Source organism: Bradyrhizobium mercantei (assembly GCF_001982635.1).
Taxonomy (GTDB): Bacteria; Pseudomonadota; Alphaproteobacteria; order Rhizobiales; family Xanthobacteraceae; genus Bradyrhizobium; species Bradyrhizobium mercantei.
Window position 1 is genome coordinate 1099065 of the sequence record NZ_MKFI01000002.1, and the last position, 21594, is coordinate 1120658.

Here is a 21594-nt window from a genome sequence, read left to right on the forward strand (position 1 = left end):
TCGGTGCACCATGCGGCCCATTTCAGCATTGATTGCCTGCACGCTCGTCCTTGTCCCGTCCGCCCTTGTCCCCTCGGCCGCGCTGGCCGACAGCCGCGTCTTCATCATCGCCAACCAGGCCGACGGCTACGGCATCGACCAGTGCCTGGCCCGCGGCGACCGCTGCGGCGCATCGGCAGCCCGCGCCTACTGCCGGTCACGCGATTTTGCGCAGGCCACCAATTACCGCCGGGTCGATCCCGACGAGATCACCGGCGCGGTTCCGCACGCCGCGAACGAGAAATGCAGCGGCAACAGCTGCGGCGAATACGTCGCCATCACCTGCCAGCGCTAGGGCAAGCTGCTGGACCAGCGGGGTTATTGCCACACCGGCGCCCCGGAAACGACGTGACGCTGCCCCGAGAAAAGGCTAATGCAAGCGGCCTTGGCCGCGCGTCTTGGCGTTGATCGCCGCGCGGCGTCGTTTTAATGGCCGGATATGCCCAATAGCTCCCGTTCTCGCTTCCCCCGCTGGTTTCTGACGTGCGCCGTGCTGGCCGGCACCGCCCTGCCCGGCACGCAGGCCCTGGCCCAGGTGCCCCCGGGCCCGCCCGGCCCGGCTCCGCAAGCCGCGCCGCAGCCCAATCCGCAGGCCAATCCGATGTGCGGCCGGCTCGAAGGCCAGCTGGCGGCGATCGATCGCGGCGGCGGCAGCGGCGATCCGGCCAGGGACGAGCAGATCCGCCGCTATCAGGACGCGGCCACAAGGCAGCAAGGCGAACTCGATCGGGTGACCGCGCAGGCGCGGCGCATGGGCTGCGACAGCTCCGGGTTCTTCTCGCTGTTCAACAACAATTCGGCGCAGTGCGGGCCGGTCAACAACCAGATCCAGCAGATGCGCGCCAATCTCGACCAGATGACCGCCAACCTCGAGCGGCTGCGCTCCGGCGGGCTCGGCGGCGCCGACCGCGAGAATCAACGCCGCTCGGTGCTGACCGCGCTGGCGCAGAACAATTGCGGCCCGCAATACGCCGCGGCCGCATCGCGTGGCCCGGGCAACTTCCTCGAGAACCTGTTCGGTGGTGGCGGTGGCGGCGGCAATCCGAACAGTCAGCTGCCCCCGCCCGACCCGCAATATGGCGCACAGTCCGGCACCTTCCGCACCGTCTGCGTCCGCACCTGCGACGGCGCCTATTTCCCGATCTCGTTTGCGACCAGCCAGGCGCGCTTTGCCGCCGACGAGCAGATCTGCAAGGCGCAATGCCCGGCCGCGGAGGCCAGCCTGTTCGCCTACCGAAATCCCGGCGAGGACATCAACCAGGCGGTCTCGATCAACGGCCAGTCCTACTCGTCGCTGCCGAACGCCTTCAAGTACCGCACCGAGTTCAATCCGTCGTGCTCCTGCAGGGCGGCCGGCCAGAGCTGGGCCGAGGCGCTGAAGGCGGTCGACGACCAGACGGCCGCCGCGCAACAGGGCGACATCATCGTCACCGAGGAGAGCGCGCGGAAGATGCAGCAGCGCGCCCAGGGCAAGGCTGCCGCGGGCAAGAAGGGCGCGCCGGCCGCAGCGGCTCAGCAGCCTGCCGCCGCTGACGCCACGGCGGCACCGGCCGCGCCCGCGAGCGACGGCCAGATCCGCACGGTCGGCCCGACCTTCATTCCGAAGAAGCAGTAAGGCCTGTAAACCGGTTCCCACTTTTCCGGATCATGCTCTACCCTTCGAACGCTTCGGCCGACGCGCGCGAGCCGCGCGTCACCAGCCTCTCGTCGGGTTCCGGCAGCGTCTTGCCGAAATCCCGGAAGCGGTTGGTGATGGGATAGCGGCGGTCGCGGCCAAAGTTCTTGCGCGTCACCTTTACACCGGGCGCGGCCTGCCGCCGCTTGTATTCGGCGATGTTGAGCAGACGATCGATGCGGGTCACAACGTCGCGATCGAAACCGGCCTCGATGATGGTCGCAAGCGGCTCCTCGCGCTCCACCAGCCGTTCCAGGATCGCGTCGAGCACGTCGTAGGGCGGCAGCGAATCCTGATCGGTCTGGTTCTCGCGCAACTCCGCGGTCGGCGGCCGGATGATGATGTTGACCGGGATCACCTCGCCCGACGGTCCGAGCGCGCCATCCGGCTTCCAGCCATTGCGCAGGCTCGAGAGACGGAACACCTCGGTCTTGTAGATGTCCTTGATCGGGTTGAAGCCGCCATTCATGTCGCCGTACAGCGTGGCGTAACCGACCGACATTTCCGACTTGTTGCCCGTGGTCACCACCATGGCGCCGGTCTTGTTGGAGATCGCCATCAAGAGCGTGCCGCGGGCGCGGGCCTGCAAATTCTCCTCGGTGATGTCGCGCTCCATGCCTGCGAAGACAGGCGCGAGGATCTTCTCGAACCCGTTCACGGCGTCGGCAATCGGCAGGATCTCGTAGCGGATGCCGAGCGCGGCCGCGAGCTTGGCGGCATCGTCGAGCGAGACCTGCGCGGTGTAGCGGAACGGCAGCATGACGCCGCGCACCTTGTCGGCGCCGAGCGCATCGACCGCGATCGCCGCGCACAGCGCGGAGTCGATGCCGCCGGAGACGCCAAGCAGCACGCCCGGAAAACCGTTCTTGCGGACGTAGTCGCGCAAGCCGAGCACGCAGGCCGCATAGTCGGCCTTGTCGCCTTCGAGCTGCGTCGCGATCGGCCCGTTGCAGCGCCAGCCGTCCGCGGTCTTGCGCCAGGTCAGCGTCGTGATGTTCTCCTCGAACGCCGGCAGCTGCGCTGCGACCGAGAGATCGGCATTCAGCGCGAACGAGGCGCCGTCGAAGATCAGCTCGTCCTGGCCGCCAACCTCATTCAAATAAACCAGCGGCAGCCCGCTCTCGGTGACGCGCGCCACCACGATCGACAGGCGGAGATCGGCCTTGTCGCGGGCATAGGGCGAGCCGTTCGGCACCACCAGGATCTCGGCGCCGGTCTCGGCGAGACATTCGACGACGTTCTCGTAGTCCTCTGACTCCTCGAGCCAGATGTCCTCGCAGATCGGCACGCCGATGCGCACGCCGCGCACCGTGACCGGGCCCGGCGCCGGGCCGCGCGCGAACAGTCGCTTCTCGTCGAACACGCCGTAATTCGGCAGATTGGCCTTGAAGCGCAGCGCGGCGATGCGTCCGCCGTCGAGCAGCGCGCAGGCATTGTAGAGCTTGTCGTCCTCGACCCAGGGCGTGCCGATCAGCATGGCCGGGCCGCCGTCGGCGGTTTCGCGCGCCAATTCCTCGATCGCGGCGCGGCAGGCCGACTGGAACGCCGGCTTGAGCACCAGATCCTCCGGCGGATAGCCGGCGATGAACAGCTCCGAGAGCACCATGAGGTCGGCGCCGTCGGCCTTTGCTTTCTCGCGCGCGGCACGCGCCTTGGCGGCGTTGCCGGTGACGTCACCGACCGTCGGATTGAGTTGCGCCAGGGTGATCTTGATCTGTTGTTCGCTCATATCTTTATGTTGTCCCGCACAACGGCAAACTTCAATGGTCTCCCGATCATGGTGCGATTGCAGAAATCGCACCGCGATCGGCGGCGCCGCTCAGGGCGCAAGCTCCGCCCTGACCTCGCCGAGCAGCGCCATGCCGCCCAGCCGGCCCAATTCGTCCGAACATTTCGCGCTCTTGCCATAGCAGCCGAATGCGACCGTAACCCGCTCGGACAGCGGCCCGATGCTGGGCAGGCCGGTGTCGCCGTAGGTGGTCATGCAAGGCACGACACGGCGTTCTTCGAATTTGAGGTCGCTGATACGGTCGAGGATCTGGGTTTGCAGCCGGTCGGCGACCTCAATCGATCCGCCCGATCGGAACCAGTCCTTGATATCGGCTTCGCTGTCGAGCCGACAATCGACCGGATCACCGCCGAGCTTCAGCCAGCTATGGCCATCCGGATAGAGGATCGGCGGCAGGATATAGGGATTGTCGCCCTTCGGCCCGAGACACCGCATCGACGGCATGCCGGCCAGGCGCTGAACCTCCGCCGCGCCGAGCCGGAACAGCGCCACGGTGCGCCGATAGACCGTGAAGCCCAACGATCGGCCGAGCAGCGATTGGGTGTGCCCGCCGGCCGCGACCAGCACACGCTCGGCCTGGACGCTGCCCGATCGGGTGCGGATCGTCACGCCGGTGCCGGTTTCCAAAATCCCCAGCGCGGGCTCGGCGATGATCCGGGCGCCTGCGCGCTCCGCGGCAATCGTCTGCGCCCGGACCAGGCGGCGCGGGCTGATATATCCGGCATCGCCCGGCTCGAAAAAACCCAGCATTCCCGCGGTTGATTTCAGGAACGGAAAGCGCTCCGCGAGCGCCGCGTCCTGATAGGCTTCGCAGGGGATCCCCTCGTCGGCGCAGACCTTGCCGACCGACGCAACATCGGTCGTCTCGCTGTCGCCGACGTGAAGCGCACCGGCTTCGCGGTAGAACTCGACGCCGCTTTCGGCTGCAATCTCGCCGTAGCGCGAAATCGCGGCGCGGTTCATCTGCCGCCACAAGGCTTGCGGATCGTAAACCCGCGTGATGCGGCCCTCGTCGTAGTGGCTGCCGAACACGCCATCATGGCGTGCAAAATCCGCCGGCTCGTCGGGCCCGATCAGCGCGACCTCATGCCCCATCTTGCTGAGGTGTCGCGCGGCCGCCGACCCGATCAGGCCACGTCCGATCACCGCAAGCTTGATCGGCTGACTGGCGCTCACCGCTGGCTCCTGCTCAGAACGCGCCCAAGCGCTCGGCGAGGGCGAACAGCCAGAACAGCCCGGCCATCACGAGCGCGACGCCGACGGCGGCCGAGCCCATGTCCTTGACCCGGCCGATCTGAGGATCGTGATCCATGGTCAGGCGATCAGCGAGCTTTTCGATCGCGGTGTTGAGCAGCTCGATGACGAGCACCAGCACCACGGTCGCGACCAGCTCGACCCGGCGCATCACGGTGGCGCCGACCAGCCAGGCGAGCGGCAGCGACAGCACGAGCGCCACCACCTCCTCGCGGATCGCCTGCTCCGAGCGGATGGCGAAGGCCAGTCCGTTGCGCGAGTTGATGGTGGCTCGCCAAAACCTCAGCAAGTCACTTCCCCCAAGTCACCATCACCAAGTCACCATCACCAAGCCACCTGCCCCAAATCACAACCCGGCAGCGGCCGGCATCGGCTTGACCTTGCCGGCGCGCTCCTGCTTCAGCAGCTCGGCGATCAGGAAGGCCATGTCGATCGACTGTTCGGCGTTGAGACGGGGATCGCAGACCGTGTGGTAGCGGTCATTGAGATCCTCGTCGGTGATGGCGCGGGCGCCGCCGATGCATTCGGTGACGTCCTGCCCGGTCATCTCCAGATGCACGCCGCCGGCATGGGTGCCCTCGGCGGCATGGATCTGGAAGAACGACTTCACCTCCGACAGCACGCGGTCGAACGGCCGCGTCTTGTAGCCCGAGGTCGAGGTGATGGTGTTGCCGTGCATCGGATCGCACGACCACACCACCCTGCGCCCTTCCTTCTGCACGGCGCGGATCAGACCGGGCAGATGGTCGCCGACCTTGTCGGCGCCGAACCGGTTGATCAGCGTCAGGCGTCCCGGCTCGTTGTCGGGATTGAGGATGTCGATCAGCTTCAGCAGCTCGTCCGGCTTCAGCGACGGGCCGCATTTCAGGCCGATCGGGTTCTTGATGCCGCGGAAATATTCGACATGGCCGTGATCGAGCTGCCGGGTGCGGTCGCCGATCCAGATCATGTGACCCGAGGTCGCGTACCAGTCGCCGGTGGTGGAATCGACCCGCGTCATCGCCTGCTCGTAGCCGAGCAGCAGCGCCTCGTGGCTGGTGTAGAAATCGGTGGCGCGCAGCTCCGGATGGCTCTCGAGATCGAGGCCGCAGGCGCGCATGAAGTTCAACGCGTCCGAGATGCGGTCGGCCAGCTCCTTGTAGCGGCGGGACTGCGGCGAATCCTTCAGGAAGCCGAGCATCCATTGATGCACGCTGCCGAGATTGGCGAACCCGCCGGTGGCGAACGCGCGCAGCAGGTTCAGCGTCGCCGCCGACTGCCGGTAGGCCATCAGCTGGCGCTGCGGATCCGGAATGCGCGCTTCCGCGGTGAAGGCGATGTCGTTGACGATGTCGCCGCGATAGCTCGGCAGCTCGACGTCGCCCTGCTTCTCGGTCGGCGACGAGCGCGGCTTGGCGAATTGACCTGCGATGCGGCCGACCTTCACCACCGGGAGCGCGCCGGCATAGGTCATGACCACGGCCATCTGCAAAAGCACGCGGAAGAAATCGCGGATGTTGTTGGCGCCGTGCTCAGCAAAGCTCTCGGCGCAGTCGCCGCCTTGCAGCAGGAAGGCCTCGCCGTCGGCGACCCGCCCCAGCGCCTTCTTCAGGCTGCGCGCCTCGCCCGCGAACACCAGCGGCGGAAAGGTCGCGAGCTGGGCCTCGACATCGGCCAATGCCTTGGCATCGGGATAATCGGGCACCTGCAGCACCTTCTTGGCGCGCCAGCTATCGGGTGTCCACCGCTCGGACATGAGGTCAACTCCTGAGCAAAAACCGCGACTTAATCGACGGGAAAGGAGGGCTTATACACAGCCGCCCGCTCCCCCGCTAGAAGGAATCCTGCAATCCCGTCAAACTCTTGCAGGAAAATGCGAATTCGCATTTGCTGGACCATACCATGAATGCCAGCCAAATTGCCGTGGCCCAGGCCACGCTGGACGACGTTTTTAGCGACGACATCGTCGTGCCCGCCGCGGACGGCTATCCGCTCGCCGCGACGCTGTTCCTGCCGCGCGGCAGCAAGCGCCACGCCGTCCTGATCAATTCGGCGACCGCGGTGCCCCGCAAGGTCTATCGCGGCTTTGCCGGCTACCTCGCCCGCCGCGGCGCGGCGGTCCTGACCTACGACTACCGCGGCACCGGCGACTCCAGACCGATGGCGGCGACCGGCCTGAACAAGCCGAAATCGCTCGCCGGCTTCAAGGCCACGATGGCGGACTGGGCCGCGCTCGACGCCACCGCCGCCGTGGCCTGGATGCGCGAGCGCTACCGCGACCTGCCCTTCGCCTATGTGGGCCATTCCTTCGGCGGCCAGGCGCTCGGATTGCTCGCCAACAACACCGAGATCCCCCGCGCGCTCTTGATCGCCGCGCAGGCCGCCTATTGGAAGCTGATGGACTCGCCCGAGCGCTACCGCGTCGTCGCCTTCATGAACGGCATCGGCCTGCCGCTGACGCGCACGCTCGGCTATCTGCCCGCCTGGGCCGGCCTCGGCATGGACCTGCCGCGCGGCGTATTCGAGCAATGGCGCGGCTGGGTGATGCGCGAGCGCTATCTGCTCGACGACCCGGCGCTTGGGGCGCGCGAGAACTTTGTGAAGTTCAAGGGCAGGCTCCGCGCCTTCAGCGTGACCGACGACACGTGGGCGACGCGGCCTGCGGTCGAGCTCTTGTGCTCCGCCTTCACCGCAACGACGCCGGAGATCGTCTCGATCCGTCCAGCCGACGCCGGCGCAACCAAGATCGGCCATTTCGGCTTCTTCCGCAGCGACCACCGCGACACGCTGTGGCGGGGTGCCGCGGAATGGCTGGAGGCAGAAGGGTAAGGCACGATCTATCCCAACGTCGTCCCTGCGAAAGCAGGGACCCATACTCCGCCGCAGGTGTAGTGATTGGGACTCGTCGTTCCAGCATCGTACACCAATCAGCATTGGTGGTTATGGGTCCCTGCGTTCGCGGGGACGACATCGAGTATGTTGCATGGCCAGTGGGTCATACATCCGCGTTCTCGCGACATGAATCGTCCGAGCTTTGCTCTCCGCTTCGCGCTCTCGTCGTGGTTCGTCGGATCGAAGAAGCGCGCTTACCTGACGGCTCCAGCGCTGTCCGTCCCGCTCAAGTGCGGGAGCTTTTTTGTCGCGGTAAACTGAAGCCCTCACACCACCTTCCGCGCAGCCGCCGTCGCCGCATCACCCGTGTTCGGCGTCCCGGTCGGCTCGATCAGCAAGAGATGCACCTCCTCCCGCGCGACCGGTCGGTGCTCGACGCCCTTCGGCACGATGTACAACTGGCCGGGATGCAGCGTGACGGTGCGGTCGCGTAGCTCGATGTCGAGCACGCCTTTCAGCACCAGGAAGAAATCGTCGGTGTCGTCGTGCTTGTGCCAGACGAACTCGCCCTGCACCTTCACCACCATGACGTCGCAGGCGTTGAATTGCGCGACCGTGCGCGGCGACCAGTGATCGGAGAATGTCGACAGTTTCTGCGAGAGATCGATCGCGTCGCTCATGGTGCCTCCGGGTCCGGGCCAGCTTGCCGGGCTCGTTAGCTCAGCGGCGCGACACACTCAATGCACACCCCTCAACTTCGCCGGATACGGTGTCGGCCCGTCGTGCCCGTTGATATCGCAATGCGCTTCGCCATTGGCGCCGTTGCGCTCCAGCAGTTCCCGTTCGGCCTTGTACCAAAGCTGGTCCATCTGGCCTGGCGGTTCGCCGGCGTCCTTCCACAATTCGTAGGCGCGGGTCCGGATCTCCTGCTCGGTTGGGCCTCTCATCGGCGGCTCCCTCAATTTGAGACATCAAACTGTTTGAGAGTGGAACATCCAGCATAGCGCAAGGTTCCAAGGCGCGCGAGATGGCCGCTTCGTCCATCGCGCCATCTGTGCACAAGCGCTGTTGCACAGGCCATTCGTCAGAAACCGGATGAATTGAGTGAACAGCCCCAAAGAAAAGGCCCTAGCGAAGGGGGCACTAGCTGCGGCCAAGTCATTCACCAATGAGGTAGACGTGTCACCCGGCCAGCAGCCAGGCGACGCTGACGACGAGTGCGACGAACGACGCCCCGGCAACGCCGAGGAAGCCGTAGTCCACGCAGTCCAGTCGGTGCGAATTGAACATGCCTCAGCCTACGACCGGCAACGCGGCTGCGCACTAAGATATGCAAGTCAGTGAGGGTGTCCTATTTTGCCCGGCACCCAAGGAACGGCTGAAGCGGCGATTGCTCTCGAAATGCACGCCGTAATCTTACGGAGAAAAACTACCCCTTCAGAGGTATGAAACCTTTCGTGCCCCATGCAGACTTATTTGCATCAGGATTTTGCAACGACCCTCCTGGGGCTAGAGACAGCGCCGCCCGCGTGTATTTTAAGCGAGCGGCGTTGGGCTATCAGGCAGGGCTCGGCCCGTGTTCCCAATCACCAGGACAGCACCAAGGCGTCGGGGCAACTCCCCCGGAGTGGCCCTACTCCGCCGCCTGCCGCACGTGGCGCGCGGTCGGCGTGCGCATCGTCACCAGCTCTTCAGACGCGGTCGGATGCAGCGCGATGGTGGCGTCGAAATCGGCCTTGGTCGCCTTCATCTTGACCGCGATCGCAACGGCTTGGGTGATTTCGGCGGCGCAGTCGCCGACGATATGGCAGCCGAGCACGCGATCGCTCGCACCGTCGACCACGAGCTTCATCAGCACGCGGGTGTCGCGGCCGGACATCGTCGCCTTGATCGGGCGGAAATCGGTCTTGTAGATGTCGACGTGGGAAAACTGCGCCCGCGCCTCTTCCTCGGTGAGGCCGACGGTGCCGACCTCGGGCTGCGAGAACACCGCGGTCGGGATCGTCGCGTGATCGACCTGGACCGGGCGCTTGCCGAACACGGTGTCGGCGAAGGCATGGCCCTCGCGGATCGCGACCGGGGTCAGGTTGGTGCGGTGGGTGACGTCGCCGACCGCGTAGATGTTGTCGACCGAGGTTTTCGACCAGCCGTCGACCTGGATGCCGCCATTGGCGGGATTGATGGCGACGCCGGCGGTCTCGAGTCCGAGATTGGCGACGTTCGGATGGCGGCCGATCGCGAACATCACCTGGTCGGCGGCGATGCTCGAACCGCCCGACAGATGCGCAGTGAAATCATGGCCGTGCTTGTCGACCTTCGTCACCGTGCAGCCGGTGATGATGGTGATGCCGCGCTTCTCCATCTCGGCGCGGACATGCTTGCGCACGTCCTCGTCGAAGCCGCGCAGGATGTTGTCGCCGCGGTAGACCACCGACACGTCGGAGCCGTAGCCGGCGAAGATGCCGGCGAATTCCAGCGCGATGTAGCCGCCGCCCTGGATCACGATCCGCTTCGGCAGCTCCTTGAGGTGAAACGCCTCGTTGGAGGAGATCACGTGCTCGATGCCGGGGACATGCGGCCCATGATTGGGCGCGCCGCCGGTCGCAATCAGGATGTACTTTGCCGTCACCTTCTCGCCGGTGGCTAGGCGGAGCGTGTGGGCATCCTCCAGCACTGCGCGGGTCTTGACGATCCGCGCGCCGGACTTCTCGACATTGGTGGTGTAGGCGCCCTCGAGCCGGGCGATCTCCTTGTCCTTGTTGGCAACCAGCGTGGCCCAGTCGAACGAGACCTGGCCGATGCTCCAGCCGAAGCCGGCCGCATCCTCGATCTCTTGGTGGACGTGGCTGCCGATCACGAACAGCTTCTTCGGCACGCAGCCGCGGATCACGCAGGTGCCGCCCATCCGGTACTCTTCGGCGACCATGACCTTCGCGCCATAATTGGCGGCGATGCGCGCGGCACGAACGCCGCCCGAACCACCACCGATGACAAACAGGTCGACGTCAAACTCGGCCATGGCAACCTCTTTCTTCCGCCTCGCCCCGCAAGCGGGGCGAGGTCACAAGCATATAGGTATCGTTTTCAGATATCCTTGCCGCGCTTCTTCATCTCGGCCTTGAACTGGCCGTTGATGATCACGCCGAACTGCTGCGCCCACTGCTGCATATATTGCAGCGAACCGTTGATTGCAGTGGGCTCCGCGGTCAACAGCTTCTGGCCGAGCGGCGTCTTGTAGAACGTCACGAGATCCTTCAGCTCCTGCTCGGTGAACTCGGAGGCGTAGATCTGCGCCATGCCCTCGCCGATCTCCTTCTCGCTGCCGCCGAACTGCTTGGCGACGACAACCGCCACCTCGTCGAGGTCCTTCTGGTAGTTCAGGTACTGCTGCAACAGACCGGTCTTGGTCTTCTCGATGATCCCGGGAACGGCGCCGTTGTACATGACAGCCACGTTCTTCATCGCCAGGATTTCCTTGGCGTACCCAATCGCGGCGGGGGTCGACTGCTTGACCTTGGGCATGGGGGGCAACTGCGGCTGCTGCGCCATCGCCGGTGCGGTCGCGAGCGCAAGGCCTGCCGCGAGGGCCGCCGCCGACAAAAATCCCGAAAAACGCTTCATTCCAAGTCTCCTTGCTTGCGGCGTCATCGCCGTTCAACAACCCGAATTCCCTGTGCGCCGGCCAGAACGGCGACGCTGCCAAGCCCGATGAACAGGCCGTGTTCAACCACGCCCGGTATGGCGCTGAGCAAACCGGCGAGACGCGGCGGGTCGCCGATCCGGCCGAGATGGGCATCGACGATCCAGTGGCCGCCATCGGTGACAAAAACGTGACCGTCCTTGCCCTTACGGATGATCATTTCGCCGGACACGCCGGCCTCCGCGAACGCCCGCGCCATCGCGGCCTGCGTCGCGCCGAGCCCGAACGGGATCACCTCGACCGGCAGCGGAAACCGGCCGAGCACCTCGACCCATTTGCTGTCGTCGGCGATCACGATCATGCGATCACTGGCGGCCGCCACGATCTTCTCGCGCAGCAGCGCACCGCCGCCGCCCTTGATCAGATTGAGCGCCGGGTCGATCTCGTCGGCGCCGTCGATGGTGAGATCGAGATGGTCGATCTCGTCCAGCGTGGTCAGCGGAACGCCGCAGCGGATCGCGTCCGCCCGGGTCGCCTCCGAGGTCGGCACGCCGATCACCTTCATGCCCGCGCGGACCTTTTCGCCGAGCAGCTCGACGAAATGCTTGGCGGTCGACCCGGTGCCGAGCCCGAGCTTCATGCCGTCGCGCACCTCTTCGAGCGCGCGCGCCGCCGCCTGGCGTTTCAGTGCGTCCATGTCCACGTGCCGATTGCCCCTTGCGTTGCGGGCGCGCCATTGGGCGGCCCCGGCGGGCGCATATCTAGCCTCGATTCACCGGCAGGAATAGCACCAACAGGAGACCGTCCTTAGTCGGAAACTGCGTCCATTTCGGCCAAAATCGCCGAAAAACGGTCCTCGACCTCGGCTCGCATCCCGGAATGGGTGAAAATATAGAGCTGGTCTTGACGGATTGCGGCCAGCACGCGGGCCGCCACCGAAGCCGGATCGAGACCAGCTTCCAGGCGGCGCGCGATCTCGGCGATCAGCGCGGCTGCCGGGCTGTCGGGCGCGTGCTGGCGGGGCGGACCGTAATGCTCGGGGCGGTTGCGCCCGCTCTCGCCGATCCGGGTCCGCACAAAGCTCGGACAGAGCACGCTGACGCCGATCCCGAGCGGCTTGAGCTGTTGACTTAATCCCTCCGAAATGGCGACGACGGCGAACTTGGTTGCCGCGTAGGGGCTGAGACCGAGCCCGGCATTCATTCCGGCCATCGAGGCCGTGTTGACGAAATGGCCGCCCTCCTTGTGCTGGCGGATGTGCGGCAGGAAGCTCCTGATGCCGTGCACGACCCCCATCAGATTGACGTCGACCACCCAGCGCCAGTCGTCGACCGAGATCTGGTCGATGCCGCCGCCGGCGGCGACGCCGGCATTGTTGCAGACGACATGGATTTTTCCGAAAGCGAGGAACGAGGCATGCGCCGCGCCATCGACGCTGGCGGGGTCGGCGACATCGCAGACCACACCCTGGACGTTGGCGCCGGTGGCGCGCAGCGTCGCCACGGCCTTGTCGAGCGCGCCGGCTTCGATGTCGGCGAGCATCACCTTCATGCCCTCACGCGCGAAGGCGGTTGCCATGGCCAGTCCGATTCCGCTCGCCGCACCGGTGACAAAAGCGGCTTTTCCGGCAAGTTCCCGCATCCCAGCCTCCCCCTTTTTCATGACGTGCTCACATCTACTCTTGCATCGCGGCGCCCGGCCCGATAGCCAAAAGCATCATGTCCGCCTCCTCTCCCCCCATCGTCGTATTCGATCTCGACGGCACGCTGGTCGACACCGCGCCTGATCTGATCAGCGCGCTCAATTACGTGCTCGACCGCGAGGGTCTGCAACCGGTGCCGCTGTCGGCGGCGCGCAACATGATCGGCGCCGGCGCGCGCAAGCTGCTCGAGCGCGGGCTCGAGGTGGATGGCCGCTCGGTCAGCGTCGCTGACCTCGACCGCCTGACCGTGGATTTCGTCGACTATTACGCCGAGCATATCGCCGACGGCTCGCGCCCGTTCGACGGGCTTGAGGCCGCGCTCGACCGGCTCGCCGCCAAGGGCCATCGCTTCGCGGTCTGCACCAACAAGCTGGAATGGCTGTCCAAGCTGCTGCTCGACCGGCTCGGCCTGACGCCGCGCTTTGCCGCGATCTGCGGCCAGGACACGTTCGGCGTCGCCAAGCCCGACCCGGCGTTCCTGCGCGAGACGGTCGCCCGCGCCGGCGGCCGGCTGCCCGGCGCCATCATGGTCGGCGATGCCGGCCCCGATGTCGGGGTCGCCCGCCGCGCCAGCGTCCCCGTGATCGGCGTCGATTTTGGCTATACCGACGTACCGATGACCGAGCTGAAGCCGGACCGGCTGATCAGCCACATGCGCGATCTGCCGGACGCGGTCGCCAGCCTCATTGCGGCATAAGTTTTCCGCAACACGTTGATATCACTTGGCAATGTTTTGCCATGCGATTTTTCCATTAACCATCCTTTAACGAGCAGACCTCCCGCGGTTGCGCCCCTGTTCCGACGCTCTTATGGTCGCTCCGGGGATTGTGGCTGATTGCCGCAGTAGAGTGTGGATCATGCGTCGTATCATCGTGATTGCGGCCGCCGGGCTGAGCCTGGCTGGCTGCTCCTCCTTCTCATTGGATTCGTTCAAGTCGGCTCCGCCGCCTATGCAGGTTCAGCTGGATTCGGCACCGCAAGGCGCTGACGCCGTGACTTCGCTTGGACCGGGCTGCAAGACGCCCTGCACCGTGTCGGTGCCGGCGCCGGAGGCTAACTTCTCCGTCACCTTCAACATGCCGAAGTTCCAGCCGGCAACGGTGCCGGTGACGGTGACCCGCACGCCGGGTGACTTCACGAGCCCGGCGACGACCACGCTCGATCCGAGCCCGGTGTTCGCCGAGCTGCAACCCGCCGGCCCGCCGCCGCGCGCGCACAAGCCGCGGCCGAAACGGAAGCCGAAGCCGGCTGCCGCTGCGGCCCCTGCTCCGGACGCGGCGTTCCCCGCTCCGGCTGCTGCGCCGCCGCCGGCCGCAGCTCCGTCGCGCTAGCGCGCTACTATCGAGATTTGCACTGCACAAGAGCCCGGCCACAAGCCGGGTTTTTGGTTTTGGTGGAGACACATTGGCGATAGCGATCATGCATCGCGCGATATGCCTCGCCTATCGCTTTGCGATTGGCTTTGCATGTTGCGTATCCTCCCTTGGAACGCATTGTGACAACGTGCCAACATGCATAGATTGCGGATGCCGGAGCCGGTCACGGCGCGGCAGGCAGGGAACAGGTTGCAAGGCCCGAACTGAATGAAGGCCCGAACTGAATGAACGGATCCACGCAAGCACATTCCGACGCGCTGTTTCGTCCGATGACCGATCCGTTCGGCCGGACGATCCGATACCTGCGCGTCTCCGTCACCGACCGCTGCGATCTGCGCTGCTTCTATTGCATGTCGGAAGACATGACCTTCCTGCCGAAGGCCGATCTCCTGACGCTGGAAGAGCTCGACCGGCTCTGCTCGGCGTTCGTCGCCAAGGGCGTGCGCAAGATCCGCCTCACCGGCGGCGAGCCGCTGGTCCGCCGCAACGTGATGGGCCTGGTGCGCTCGCTGTCGCGGCATCTGTCGACCGGCGCGCTCGACGAATTGACGCTGACCACCAACGGTTCGCAGCTCGCACGCTTCGCCCAGGAGCTGGCCGATTGCGGCGTGCGCCGCGTCAACGTCTCGCTCGACACGCTCGACCCCGTCAAATTCCGGGCCGTCACCCGCTGGGGCGACATCGACAAGGTGCTGGCGGGCATCGAGGCAGCGCGCTCCGCCGGGCTCGCGGTCAAGATCAACGCGGTCGCGCTGAAGAACATGAACGAGGACGAGATTCCCGCGCTGATGGAATGGGCGCACGGCAAGGGCATGGGCCTGACGCTGATCGAGGTGATGCCGATGGGCGACATCGGCGAAGGCCGCATCGATCAGTACGTGCCGCTGTCGCTGCTGCGCGCGCGGCTCGAGAAGCACTACACGCTGACCGATCTCCCCGACGACACCGGCGGCCCTGCCCGCTATGTCCGGGTCGCCGAGACCGGCGGCAAGCTCGGCTTCATCACGCCGATGACCCACAATTTCTGCGAATCCTGCAACCGGGTGCGGATTACCTGCACCGGCACGCTGCACACCTGCCTCGGCCACGAGGATGCTTCCGACCTGCGCCGGCCGCTGCGCGCCTCCGACGACAATGATCTGCTGTCGGCGGCGATCGACCGAGCCATCGGACTGAAGCCGAAGGGGCACGATTTCATCATCGACCGTCGTCACAACCGGCCGAGCGTCAGCCGCCATATGAGCGTGACTGGCGGCTAGAATCCGTAGCTTCCCGGACGCCCTTGCCGCTCCCGTTTTACCAAGGCGGGACAACGATTTGCCGTGGCGTCAATTTGCCCATTTTCCGATTGACGGCGTTCCACGGCGCTGATTTGGTGAATCAGCTTTCACGCTAGTCCGGCCAGGATAGGCCGCTGCCCTCCGTCGGCTCCTGCCGACGATCCCCGGCAGCCAAGAACGGCTGAAGCGGATTTCGGGGGAGGACAAACGTTTGCAACTGCTCCTGAAAGTGAGCCGTGGCTCCGTGCGCATGCGCGCGGCGGCCAGATGATGCTTGAAAGATATTCGGCGCGCAGATGACGCGGCCGCGGAGATCGTGATGCGCCCATTGTTGGCACTCAGTACGGCCATCGACCGACTGAACGAGAAAATCGGCTATGTCTGCAACCTGCTCGTGCTGATCGCCTGCCTGGTCAGCGCCGGCAATGCCATGATCCGCTACGCATTCAGCTACTCCTCGAACGGCTGGCTCGAGGCGCAATGGTACATGTTCGCGATCCTCGTGATGTTCGGCGCCTCCTACACCTTCAAGCGCAACGAGCATGTCCGCGTCGAGATCATGTATCTGATGCTGTCCGAACGCGGCCAGCTCTGGCTCGACATGATCGGCACGCTGTTCTTCCTGATCCCGGCCTGTCTGCTGCTCGCCTATCTGTCGTGGCCGTTCTTCTACCAGGCCTATGCGGTCGGCGAGATGAGCGGCAATGCCGGCGGCCTGCTGCGCTGGCCGATCAAGTTCGTTATCCCGTCCGGCTTCGTGATGCTTGCGCTGCAAGGCGTCTCAGAGGTGATCAAGCGGATCGCCGCGCTGCAGGGCTATGTGACCATCGACGCGAAGTATGAGAGGCCGACGCAATGATCACGCTGGAGATGATGCCGCCACTGATGTTCGGCGGCCTGATCATTGCGATGCTGATCGGCTATCCGGTGGCGTTCACGCTCGCCGCGGTCGGTCTGTCGTTCGGGTTCCTGTCGATCTATCTCGGCTTCTTCGACCTCAACTTCCTGCAGGCGATCCCGGGCCGCATCTTCGGCAGTGTGCTGTCCAACGAGCTGTTGCTCGCGATCCCGTTCTTCACCTTCATGGGCGCGATATTGGAGCGATGCGGGCTCGCCGAGGACATGCTGGATTCGATGGGCCAGTTGTTCGGACCGATCCGCGGCGGCCTCGGCTATTCCGTGATCATCGTCGGCTTCATCCTCGGCGCCATCACCGGCACGGTGGCGGCGCAGGTGATCGCGATGGCGCTGATCTCGATGCCCGTGATGATCCGCTACGGCTACAACATCCGCTACATCACCGGCGTGCTGGCCGCCTCCGGCACCATCACGCAACTTGTCCCTCCCTCCCTCGTCCTGATCGTGCTCGCCGACCAGCTCGGCAAGTCGGTCGGCGACATGTATCTCGGCGCCTGGGGCCCGTCGGTGTTCCAGATCCTGCTGTTCGCCGGCTACACCTTCGTGCTCGGCATCTTCAAGCCGAGCCACGTGCCGGCGGTGCCGATCGAAGCGCGCACGCTGACCGGCTGGGCGTTGTGGAAGAAGTGCCTGCTCGGCATCATCCCCTCCGCGGTGCTGATCTTCGTCGTGCTCGGCACCATGATGATGGGCCTTGCGACCCCGACCGAAGCCGGCGCCATGGGCGCGGTCGGTGCCATCGTGCTCGCCGCGATCCATCACAAGGATTTCAGCGCGACCGGCCGCAAGGTGCTGATCGCAGGCGTGATCGCCGGCGGCATCGGCACCATCATCGCGATGCTCTACACCGAGAACCTGATCTTCAAGCTGGCCTTCGCGATCACCTATGCCGCGGTGGTCTGGATCTGCCTCGAGGCCGTCAAGATCCCGGACCTGCGCGACCTGATCAAGCAGGGCTACGAGACCACCATGCGCATCACCTGCATGGTCACCTTCATCCTGATCGGGTCGACCTGTTTCTCGGTGGTGTTCCTCGGCGTGTCCGGCGGCACCTGGCTCGAGCACCATCTGACCTCGCTGCCCGGCGGCGTCTGGGGCTTCCTGATCTTCATCAACCTGTTCATCTTCTTCCTGGCGTTCTTCCTCGACTTCTTCGAGATCGCCTTCATCATCCTGCCGATGATCGCGCCGATCGCGCAGAAGGTGCTGGCGCCGGTGGTCGGCCCGGACGCCGCGCTGATCTGGTTCGGCGTGATGCTCTGCGTCAACATGCAGACCTCGTTCCTGCATCCACCGTTCGGCTTCGCGCTGTTCTATCTGCGCGGCGTGGCGCCGAAGGAAGTGAAGAGCTCGGACATCTACTGGGGCGCAATGCCCTGGATCGGGCTGCAGGCGATCATGGTGGCACTGGTGATCGCATTCCCGGTCGTCGTCACCGGCCTGCTCGACAAGCCGCTCGATGTCGACCTCAACAAGGTCAAGATCGAGGTGCCGCAGATCGAACTGCCGCCGCTCGACTTCGGCCAGCCGAAGCAGTAGCCGGCGTCAGTGCCGTTCGGCGTGCCTCGCAGGAGCGAGGCATGCCGAGCCTGTTGACGGCGGCGAACAGGCCTGTGAAGACGGGGACACGGATCATCCTCGTACTCACCAGATCGCCGCCCATGCCCCAATCACGCCCCGCCCGCTCGTTCGTTCGTCCGCTGATCGCGTCCCTCAGTCTGGCCTTTGCCGCTGCCGTGGCGCATGCGGCGCCGGCAGCCGACATCCGCGCACTGGCAGAGCAGGAACAGCAGCCGCTGCTCGACACATTGCGCGACCTCGTGCAGATCGAATCCGGCAGCAAGGACATCGAGGGCCTGAACCAGATCGCCGCGCGCGTCGCTGGTGAGCTCAAGCAGCTCGGCGGTGCGGTGGACATCCTGCAAACCACCGACATCTATCGGCTGGACGACACACCCGAGACAATCGGCCCGGCCGTGCAAGCGGTCTTCAAGGGCACCGGCAGCGCGAAGATCATGCTGATCGCGCACATGGACACCGTGTATCTGAAGGGCATGCTGAAGGACCAACCTTTCCGCGTCGATGGCGACAAGGCCTATGGGCTCGGCATCGCCGACGACAAGCAGGGCGTCGCCACCATCATCCACGCCGTGGCACTGCTGCAAAAGCTGAACTTCAGGGACTACGGCACGCTCACGGTGCTGATCAATGGCGACGAGGAGATCTCCTCGCCCGGCTGGCGCTCAACCATCACCCGCGTCGCCGCCGAGCAGGATGTCGTGTTCTCGTTCGAAGGCAGCGACGCCAACGGCACGCTCCGCCTCGCCACCAGCGGCATCGGCTCGGCCTACCTCACCGTGCACGGCAAGTCGTCGCACGCCGGTGCCCGGCCTGAAGGCGGCGTCAATGCGCTCTACGAACTGTCGCACCAGGTGCTGCAGATGAAGGACCTGTCCAAGCCCGAGCAGGGGCTGAAGCTGAACTGGACGGTCTCCAAGTCCGGCACCAACCGCAACGTGATCCCCGCCGAGGCCACCGCCCAGGCCGATGCGCGTGCGCTCAAGGTCGCTGACTTCGATGAGCTCGAGAAGGCGCTGCAGGACAAGATCAGGACCCGCCTGCTGCCCGACTCCAAGGTCGATGTGAAGTTCGAGGTGCGCCGGCCGCCGCTCGAAGCCAACGACGCCTCACGCCGCATCGCAGCTCACGGCAAGACGATCTATCAGGAGCTCGGCCTGTCGATGAACGTGGCCGAGCGGGCGACGGGCGGCGGCACCGACGCTGCCTTTGCGGCGCTCAAGATCAAGGGCGCCGTGGTCGAAGGCATGGGCCTGTCGGGCTTCGGCGCGCATTCCAACGATGCCGAATACGTGCAGCTCAACAGCATCGTGCCGCGCCTGGTCCTGACCACGCGCATGATCATGGACCTGTCCAACGGCAAGGTGAAATAGGGCGAGCCTGTCACGAGGCCGCGGCCGGCGCCGCCTTGGCAAGGCGGAAGCTCAGCGTGAACTGGGCGCCGCCGGACGGCAGGTTCTCCACCCTCACCGTCCCGTCGTGATCGTCGACCACGCCGCGCACGATCGAGAGGCCGAGCCCGGCCCCGTCGGTGCGCTGGCGATCGCTGCGCCAGAAGCGCTGGAAGATCGGACCCTGCTCGGCGGGCGCAATCCCCGGCCCGCAGTCGCGCACCTGCACCGAGCCGTTCTCGTGCACCTCGACATCGACCGAGGTCTTGTCTGCGGTGTACTTGATGGCGTTCTCCGCCAGATTGAAGATCGCGCGCTGCAGCATCTCGGCATTGCCCTTGACCCGCACCGGACTGTCGGTCCCGCGCAGCGCGATGTCCTTCTGCTGCGCCAGCGCGTAGGGCGCGATCGAGCCGACCACCTCGGCGCACACCGCGCGCAGGTCCGCGGTCTCGCCGGGATCCAGCACCAGCGTATCGAGCTCGGCGATCTCCAACAGCTGGTTGACGATGCGGCTCATGCTTTCGATGTCGCTATGCAGCTCCTTCGTCCCCTTGGATGCATCGAACGTCTCGATCCGGGTCCTCAGGATCGCGAGCGGGGTGCGAAGCTGATGGGCGGCATCGGCGGTGAACTGGCGTTGGACGTGAAATCCCTCCTCCAGACGATCGAAGGCCTGGTTGACGGCGGTCACCAGCGGCAGGATCTCGCTCGGAATCCCCTCGGTCGGAAGGCGGATGTCGGTCCTGGCCGGCCCGATGCTTCGCGCCTCCTCCGATGCCCGCAACAGCGGGATCACGGCGCGGCGGAAGATCAGGATGTCGGTCGCAAGCAGGATCAGCAGGATCGGGATGGTGATCCAGCCGACCCGCCGGAAGAAGTTGGAGACGATGTCATCAATGATGACGTCGCGATGCGACAGGTCCTCGGCGACCTGGATGCGCAACGTCTGACCGCCGACGAGCTTGGTGGCGCTGGCACCGGAAATCCGGTCGGCCGACGCCGGCAGCCGCGGCGCCCCGCGATGCGACGAAAACAGCAGATTGTCGTCCGCATCGTAGATGTCGTAGCGGTAGCGGCCGTAGGCGTCGGAATAGAGCCCCCGCAGGCTGTCCGGCAGGTTGAGCTGCACCTTGCCCGAGGAATCGACCGCGAGGTTCTGGCCGAGGTCGGCGGCCTGATCGCGCATCGCCTCGCGATGCAGCTGGTTGATCTCCGAGTTCAAGAGCCACAGCAGCAGCAGCGGCAGGAAGATCGCCGCGACCGCGACCGCCATGATGTGCAGGAACACGATCCGCGAGGTCAGCGACTTGAAGCGGAGCACCGCTACTTCTCCTCGGCCATCAGATAGCCGACGCCGCGAATGGTGTGGATGATGACCTTGGCGCGGTGCTCGCTGAGCAGCTTGCGCAGCCGCGACACGTAGACCTCGACCGCATTCGAAGCAACCTCGCCGGACAGGCCGAAGATGTGGTCCTCGACATTCTTCTTCGGCACCACCCGGCCCTGCCGCCGCAGCAGGATCTCCAGCACCGATGTCTCGCGCGCGGAGAACACGTACGGTGCGCCGTCGACGAACACCTGCTTGCTCTCGGTGTCGTAGATGAGATTGGCGAGCTTCAGCGAGGAGCCGAGCAACTGGCCGGGCCGGCGCAGGATGGCTTCAAGCCGCGCCACCAGCTCTTCCAGCGCGAACGGCTTCGCCAGATAGTCGTCCGCGCCGCTGCGCAGACCGCTGACCCGATCCTGCAGGCCGTTGCGCGCGGTCAGCACCAGCACCGGCAGCGGGTCGTTCTTGCGGCGAAGCTCCGACAGCACCGACAGGCCGTCGCCATCGGGCAGACCGAGATCGAGGATCATGGCGGCATAGCTGACGCTGCGCAGCGCATCGCGCGCCTCGGCAACGCTGTTGACGATATCGGACTCGTATCCCGCCGCCATCAGTCCGCTGGCGAGAAGCCGCGAGAGCTCGGCATTGTCTTCGACGATCAGAAGGCGCATCGCAGCAATCCTGTCTTCATTCGATCTGTCTTCTGTTTGCACACCCGGTCGCGATACGCCAGCCACACAAGGACCCTGCAACCGATCGCGCGCTGGACAAACCCGGTGTGTAACCACACGCATTCAAGCACAACACCTGG

At 65.4% G+C, this 21594-nt stretch carries 21 protein-coding genes; 9 read left to right on the top strand and 12 right to left on the bottom strand.

The window, feature by feature from the left end:
- The first annotated feature begins 10 nt into the window (after positions 1-10).
- Both BI327_RS12740 and BI327_RS12745 read left to right on the top strand, forming a co-directional pair.
- Positions 11-334 (top strand): hypothetical protein, encoded by a 324-nt coding sequence (locus BI327_RS12740; protein ID WP_076860552.1) that lies wholly within the window; start codon positions 11-13, stop codon positions 332-334.
- Positions 335-478: 144 nt separating this feature from the next.
- Positions 479-1654, top strand: a complete 1176-nt coding sequence (locus BI327_RS12745) for a DUF2865 domain-containing protein (protein ID WP_076860553.1) — start codon at positions 479-481, stop codon at positions 1652-1654.
- Positions 1655-1691: 37 nt separating this feature from the next.
- Here the strand turns inward: BI327_RS12745 and BI327_RS12750 are convergent, their stop codons facing one another.
- From BI327_RS12750 to BI327_RS12765, 4 genes are all read right to left on the bottom strand, one after another.
- Positions 1692-3443, bottom strand: coding sequence for an NAD+ synthase (locus BI327_RS12750; RefSeq protein ID WP_076860554.1), 1752 nt, complete (start codon positions 3441-3443; stop codon positions 1692-1694).
- Between the two features lie 90 nt (positions 3444-3533).
- Entirely contained in the window at positions 3534-4679 is a 1146-nt protein-coding gene (locus BI327_RS12755; protein ID WP_210191188.1) for an NAD(P)/FAD-dependent oxidoreductase, read from the bottom strand.
- Positions 4680-4692: 13 nt separating this feature from the next.
- Entirely contained in the window at positions 4693-5046 is a 354-nt protein-coding gene (locus tag BI327_RS12760; protein ID WP_076860555.1) for a diacylglycerol kinase, read from the bottom strand.
- Between the two features lie 57 nt (positions 5047-5103).
- Positions 5104-6492 (bottom strand): class II 3-deoxy-7-phosphoheptulonate synthase, encoded by a 1389-nt coding sequence (locus BI327_RS12765; protein WP_076860556.1) that lies wholly within the window; start codon positions 6490-6492, stop codon positions 5104-5106.
- Positions 6493-6638: 146 nt separating this feature from the next.
- Here BI327_RS12765 and BI327_RS12770 point away from each other — a divergent pair, with 146 nt between their 5' ends.
- Positions 6639-7565 (top strand): alpha/beta hydrolase family protein, encoded by a 927-nt coding sequence (locus BI327_RS12770; protein WP_076860557.1) that lies wholly within the window; start codon positions 6639-6641, stop codon positions 7563-7565.
- Positions 7566-7894: 329 nt separating this feature from the next.
- Here BI327_RS12770 and BI327_RS12775 read toward each other — a convergent pair whose 3' ends face one another.
- The 6 genes from BI327_RS12775 to BI327_RS12800 form a co-directional block, all read right to left on the bottom strand.
- The gene (locus tag BI327_RS12775; protein ID WP_076860558.1) at positions 7895-8248 is read right to left on the bottom strand and encodes a cupin domain-containing protein; all 354 of its coding nucleotides are present in this window, start codon (positions 8246-8248) and stop codon (positions 7895-7897) included.
- Positions 8249-8305: 57 nt separating this feature from the next.
- On the bottom strand, positions 8306-8515 hold the full coding sequence (locus BI327_RS12780) for a DUF2934 domain-containing protein (protein WP_076860559.1): 210 nt from the start codon (positions 8513-8515) through the stop codon (positions 8306-8308).
- Positions 8516-9201: 686 nt separating this feature from the next.
- Positions 9202-10587 (bottom strand): glutathione-disulfide reductase, encoded by a 1386-nt coding sequence (gor, locus tag BI327_RS12785; RefSeq protein ID WP_076860560.1) that lies wholly within the window; start codon positions 10585-10587, stop codon positions 9202-9204.
- A 65-nt stretch (positions 10588-10652) separates the two neighbouring features.
- Entirely contained in the window at positions 10653-11189 is a 537-nt protein-coding gene (locus BI327_RS12790) for a DUF2059 domain-containing protein (protein ID WP_076860561.1), read from the bottom strand.
- A 23-nt stretch (positions 11190-11212) separates the two neighbouring features.
- Complete coding sequence (rpiA, locus tag BI327_RS12795; RefSeq protein WP_089025449.1) at positions 11213-11911, bottom strand: ribose-5-phosphate isomerase RpiA; 699 nt, start codon at positions 11909-11911, stop codon at positions 11213-11215.
- A gap of 104 nt (positions 11912-12015) precedes the next feature.
- Positions 12016-12849, bottom strand: a complete 834-nt coding sequence (locus BI327_RS12800; protein ID WP_076860563.1) for an SDR family NAD(P)-dependent oxidoreductase — start codon at positions 12847-12849, stop codon at positions 12016-12018.
- Between the two features lie 77 nt (positions 12850-12926).
- Between BI327_RS12800 and BI327_RS12805 the strand changes: the two genes are divergently transcribed.
- From BI327_RS12805 to BI327_RS12830, 6 genes are all read left to right on the top strand, one after another.
- Positions 12927-13607 carry an HAD hydrolase-like protein gene (locus tag BI327_RS12805; RefSeq protein WP_076860564.1) on the top strand — a complete coding sequence of 227 codons (681 nt, stop codon included), beginning with the start codon at positions 12927-12929 and terminating at the stop codon, positions 13605-13607.
- A gap of 160 nt (positions 13608-13767) precedes the next feature.
- Complete coding sequence (locus BI327_RS12810; protein ID WP_076860565.1) at positions 13768-14241, top strand: hypothetical protein; 474 nt, start codon at positions 13768-13770, stop codon at positions 14239-14241.
- Between the two features lie 269 nt (positions 14242-14510).
- A complete protein-coding gene (moaA, locus tag BI327_RS12815) occupies positions 14511-15545 on the top strand; it encodes a GTP 3',8-cyclase MoaA (protein WP_076860566.1) in 1035 nt (344 codons plus the stop codon).
- Between the two features lie 340 nt (positions 15546-15885).
- Positions 15886-16425 (top strand): TRAP transporter small permease subunit, encoded by a 540-nt coding sequence (locus BI327_RS12820; protein ID WP_076860786.1) that lies wholly within the window; start codon positions 15886-15888, stop codon positions 16423-16425.
- On the top strand, positions 16422-18023 hold the full coding sequence (locus tag BI327_RS12825) for a TRAP transporter large permease (RefSeq protein ID WP_076860567.1): 1602 nt from the start codon (positions 16422-16424) through the stop codon (positions 18021-18023). Before BI327_RS12820 ends, BI327_RS12825 begins: the two co-directional genes overlap by 4 nt.
- Positions 18024-18145: 122 nt before the next feature.
- Positions 18146-19435: a M20/M25/M40 family metallo-hydrolase gene (locus BI327_RS12830; RefSeq protein ID WP_076860568.1), complete on the top strand. Its 1290-nt coding sequence runs from the start codon at positions 18146-18148 to the stop codon at positions 19433-19435.
- 10 nt (positions 19436-19445) lie between these two features.
- Here BI327_RS12830 and BI327_RS12835 read toward each other — a convergent pair whose 3' ends face one another.
- Both BI327_RS12835 and BI327_RS12840 read right to left on the bottom strand, forming a co-directional pair.
- Positions 19446-20777 carry a sensor histidine kinase gene (locus BI327_RS12835; RefSeq protein ID WP_076860569.1) on the bottom strand — a complete coding sequence of 444 codons (1332 nt, stop codon included), beginning with the start codon at positions 20775-20777 and terminating at the stop codon, positions 19446-19448.
- 2 nt (positions 20778-20779) lie between these two features.
- Positions 20780-21454 carry a response regulator gene (locus tag BI327_RS12840; RefSeq protein WP_076860570.1) on the bottom strand — a complete coding sequence of 225 codons (675 nt, stop codon included), beginning with the start codon at positions 21452-21454 and terminating at the stop codon, positions 20780-20782.
- Between the last annotated feature and the right edge of the window lie 140 nt (positions 21455-21594).